Origin of the sequence: Flavobacterium sp. (assembly GCF_035456225.1) — a bacterium.
Lineage (GTDB): Bacteria > Bacteroidota > Bacteroidia > Flavobacteriales > Flavobacteriaceae > Flavobacterium.
Window position 1 is genome coordinate 1 of record NZ_DATIDM010000232.1, and the last position, 4,265, is coordinate 4,265.

Here is a 4,265-nt window from a genome sequence, read left to right on the forward strand (position 1 = left end):
GTTATACTAATCTCAAGCCTGATGATTTACTTTCTTTGAAATCTCTAAATATTACTCCAAAAGATATAGGGGAGTTTGAAAAATTAGGTTTTAAAAATCTCAAACCAGATGATTTGTTTGCTTTGAAATCACAGAATATAACTCCGGATTTAATTGATCAATATAAGAATTTTGGGTTTACTAACTTGACTTTGGATGATGTTGTTGCAGCAAAAGCATTAGGAGTTACTCCTTCCTTTGTTAAATCGATGAAAGAAAAAGGTCATGATTTTAAAGACCTTGAAAAATATACAGAATTAAAAGCTGTAGTTGGTAACTAAGAGAAGAAACAGAATATAAAAACATTTGAGTTGTAAGACTAAAAATTCAGTTTAAAAAACATAACCTTGCAAAATTCGCGAGGTTATTTTTTTTATATTCTCATTGTTTATTTCTAAAAAACATAAAAAAAAACGGCTCAGAATTACTAAGCCGTTTTTATTAATTGTTTTTTGAAAGTTCTCTTTAAGCACTTTTTTTATTTCCCGAAGGCAGATAATAGATACATCCAAAATTTATTAAAAATAATACCACTGAGCCCAGGAATGCAGGCATCAGGATTTCATGATTATTGTCCAGAGCGTTGTTCAATGCCGTGTATAAAAGCCATATTTGTATACTCAGATTTAATATCAGTATAAAAATAATGGTTGATAATATGATATTCAGTTTTCGGGTATTGGACTGATTTTGTCCGGTTCTAAAAGTACTCATGACCTTTCAAATAATGTTTTTGTTTTCTTTTCTTCCTGAACATAAATGGCTTCTCCTTTCAGAATAACCTCTAATTTTGGCAAAGGTCTTGGTGGCGGTCCGGCTAATACTTCACCTGTTTTGGCATCAAATAATCCTTCATGACAAGGACATTCGATATGGCCCGTGCCTGGTTTATAAAAAACGGCACAGGAGAGATGCGTACATTTTTGCTCGTAGGCTGTAAAAGTATTATCTTCCAGTTTGATTAATATATATGGGATTTTGCTTCCTTCAATAACAAAGGATTTTGTACCTCCATCCGGAATGTCTTTTATGTCACAAACATAATGCTCTCCTTCGATTTTTTCTTTTGGGAGAAAATAGTCTTTGGCTACCACTAATCCACTTCCTGTCATTAATCCTCCGGAAACTAAAGTCAGAAATTTGGCAAAATCTCTACGACTTACCTGAGCTGCTTCCTGTTTGTGTATTGGAAAGTCTTTTTTCCAGTTTTTATTTATATTGTTTTCTTTAGACATGTTACGTTTTTTAGTAAATGATAAGTTCGGTGTGTCCTTTGGGCATCATGATGTTTACTTTTGTTTTCACGGTTTCTTTTCCAAACACAAAAGTGTTTACAGGAGTACTGTTGGGACGCATTTCTTTTAATTCTTCTTTTGTGCCGTAGAATAATGCTCCACTAGGACAAACTGTAGCGCACATTGGTTTTTTGCCTATACTGGTTCGGTCATAACACATGGTGCATTTCATCATCAAATCGTATTCTTCTATTTTTTTCGGAACCCCAAATGGACAAGCCATAACGCAGTTGGAACAGCCTATACATCTTTCGGTATTGGCGGTATGAACGATTCCAAATTCGTCTTTGGAAATGGCATCAGCTGGGCAGACATTGGCACAAACAGGGTCCTCACAATGCATACAAACCTGAACCGTTGTCTGGATAGTAGTCGAGCGTTCTACATAATTCACATGAATCATCGAATCATGACCGTTGGTTTCGCACTCGGCGCAGGCCATTTCGCAAGCCTTACAGCCAATGCAGCGCTGCATATCTACAAAAAATTCTTCGCTTCTGTTAAAAGTGGTATAATTCATTTCTTTAATTTTTATAGATTAGACACTCGCATACGCTTTGGATTCACTCGAAGGAGGCGCAATCTTTTTCTGAGGCTCTAATTTGCAGGCACAAACTTTGAATTCCGGTATTTTTGAAATCGGATCCAAAGTTCCGGGTGTCAAAAGATTTGCTGATTTTTCTCCAGGCCAATGGTATGGAAGAAAAACGGTGTCTTTTCGAATCGTTTCAACAATATTGGCAGGAAAAGTTCCTTCACCTCTACGGGTCGAAACTTTAATTAACTCACGTTGCTGAATACCGTATTTTTCGGCCAGCTCGGGGTGGATTTCCAATAGAGGTTCCGGATATTGTCCTACTAATTTACCTATTCTTCGGGTTTGGGTTCCGCTCAGATATTGCGAAACCACACGCCCTGTTGTTAAAACAATAGGATATTCGTCATCGGTAACTTCGCCAGGAAGTTTGTAGGGTGCCGGATTGAAATGGGCTCTTCCATCGGGAGTTCTGAATTTTCGGTCTTCCCAAAGTCTTGGTGTTCCCGGATGATCATCCGACGGACATGGCCAGAAAACCCCCATATTGTCTTCTATTTTTTTATATGAAATTCCAAAATAATCGGCTGTTCCTCCTTTTGAGGCCACACGCAGTTCATTGAAAATGGCTTCGCTGTTTTCGTAGGTAAATTTGTCTTTGGTTCCTAAACGTTTGGCTAGTTCCAATAAAATATCAGTATCTTTTCTGGCATTTCCCGGAGGAGTTACCGCCTGACGAATTCGGATGACACGGCCTTCCGCTGAGGTGGTCGTCCCATCTTCTTCTTCCTGCAATGAACCAGCCAGAATAACATCTGCATGACGTGCGGTTTCATTCAAAAAGAAATCGATACAAACGTAATATTCCAGTTTTTCTAAAGCTTCCCTAACATAATTACTGTTAGGTAAAGAAACTAATGGGTTGAAACAGATGGATAACAAACCTTTGATTTCTCCTCTGTGAATAGCTTCAATAATTTCGTAAGCAGATAGCCCTTTTCCTGGTAAATCCGGTTCGTTGATGCCCCAGACTTCCGAAATGTATTTACGGTGTTCCGGATTTTCAATGTCTCTGTTTCCGGGCAATTGGTCGCATTTGTGTCCGTGTTCACGTCCGCCCTGACCATTGCCTTGTCCGGTTATGGTGGCATAACCGCAATAAGGTTTTCCTATTCGGCCGGTGGCTAATACTAAGTTTATACAGCCCAAAACATTGTCAACTCCTTTGGAATGGTGTTCGATTCCTCTGGCATGAAGCAGGAAGGAAGTTTTGGCTTTGCCCCAAAGTTCGGCTGCCTGTTTAATTTTTTCTTTGCTGATACCGGTAATTTCTTCGGCCCATTCCAAAGTGTAATCTTTCACAGAATCCAAAGTTTGCTCAAATCCCGAAGTATGGTTGTTGATGAAATCGTGGTCCAGCATATCATTATCGGCCAAATATTTGAGCATGGCTCCGTATAAGGCTGAGTCGGTTCCCGGTTTTACGTCCAAGTGAACATCGGCTGTTCTCGCCAATGGGATAACTCTTGGGTCGATAACAATCAGTTTTGCTCCTCTGTCTCTTGCCTTCCAAATCCAATAGGTCAGTGTAGGGAAGGTTTCGCTGATGTTAGCTCCGGCAACGATAATCACTTCGGCATATTCCAGGTCGGAATAATTATTGGAACCGCGGTCGAGACCAAATGCTTTTTTGTTTCCCGCACCGGCACTTACCATACACAGACGGCCGTTGTAGTCGAGGTTTTTTGTTTTCAGGGCAACGCGGGCAAATTTTCCAACCAGATAACTTTTTTCATTGGTCAATGAAACTCCCGATAACATGGAAAAAGCATCGTTTCCGTATGTTTTTTGAATGCGTTGTATTTCGGAAACGGTTTTGTCCATTGCATCGTCCCAACTCATGGGTACAAATCCTTGTCCTTCGACTCTTTTCAAAGGGCTCAACAATCGGTCAGGGTGATTGTTTTGAAGGTAACGTTGAACGCCTTTCGGACACAGTCTTCCTTCGTTGAAAGGGAATTCCATCCATGGGTCAAAGCCTACAACTTTATTTTCTTTTACCAAAAGTTTGATTCCGCATTGCATTCCGCAAAAACAACAATGGGTTTCAACGACTTCGTCAGGTTCATCTCTTCCTTCATACCCATCTTGTGGGGGATAATTTAAATGTGGACCAAAGTGGGCAATAATATTTTCTGTAGAAACTGGTAATTTAGCCATGTTCTTGATTGTTTTTTATAAATGTTTTATCCAAATAAGTTTCCGCCTTCTTGTCTGGCTTTCAGGTGAGCCTGAGCGATTCGGGAGCGTTTTCCCTCAGGACTTAAATCTAAATGCGAACTTCCGTCTGGCAATGTAAAGTCAAAACCTAATTTTCGGGTTACTACTTTCAAATC

The 4,265-nt window shown here is 39.6% G+C and carries 4 protein-coding genes and 1 pseudogene; 1 reads left to right on the top strand and 4 read right to left on the bottom strand.

Annotated elements, in window-relative coordinates:
- A pseudogene (locus VLB74_RS13370) lies at positions 1-320 on the top strand (M56 family metallopeptidase); the annotation flags it as partial.
- Positions 321-504: 184 nt separating this feature from the next.
- Here VLB74_RS13370 and VLB74_RS13375 read toward each other — a convergent pair.
- The 4 genes from VLB74_RS13375 to VLB74_RS13390 are packed head-to-tail and all read right to left on the bottom strand — an operon-like array spanning position 505 to position 4,089.
- Positions 505-753 (bottom strand): DUF6755 family protein, encoded by a 249-nt coding sequence (locus VLB74_RS13375; RefSeq protein ID WP_325203956.1) that lies wholly within the window; start codon positions 751-753, stop codon positions 505-507.
- The gene (locus VLB74_RS13380) at positions 750-1,274 is read right to left on the bottom strand and encodes a QcrA and Rieske domain-containing protein (protein WP_325203957.1); all 525 of its coding nucleotides are present in this window, start codon (positions 1,272-1,274) and stop codon (positions 750-752) included. The genes VLB74_RS13375 and VLB74_RS13380 overlap by 4 nt, the downstream gene beginning before the upstream one ends.
- 10 nt (positions 1,275-1,284) lie before the next feature.
- Complete coding sequence (locus VLB74_RS13385) at positions 1,285-1,854, bottom strand: 4Fe-4S dicluster domain-containing protein (protein ID WP_325203958.1); 570 nt, start codon at positions 1,852-1,854, stop codon at positions 1,285-1,287.
- Positions 1,855-1,872: 18 nt separating this feature from the next.
- Entirely contained in the window at positions 1,873-4,089 is a 2,217-nt protein-coding gene (locus VLB74_RS13390) for a molybdopterin oxidoreductase family protein (protein WP_325203959.1), read from the bottom strand.
- Positions 4,090-4,265 lie beyond the last annotated feature (176 nt).

Excerpts from the sequence above, each read along its gene's own strand:
- VLB74_RS13375 (WP_325203956.1), bottom strand. The coding sequence starts at position 753 with ATGAGTACTTTTAGAACCGGACAAAATCAGTCCAATACCCGAAAACTG.
- VLB74_RS13380 (WP_325203957.1), bottom strand. The coding sequence starts at position 1,274 with ATGTCTAAAGAAAACAATATAAATAAAAACTGGAAAAAAGACTTTCCA.
- VLB74_RS13385 (WP_325203958.1), bottom strand. The coding sequence starts at position 1,854 with ATGAATTATACCACTTTTAACAGAAGCGAAGAATTTTTTGTAGATATG.
- VLB74_RS13390 (WP_325203959.1), bottom strand. The coding sequence starts at position 4,089 with ATGGCTAAATTACCAGTTTCTACAGAAAATATTATTGCCCACTTTGGT.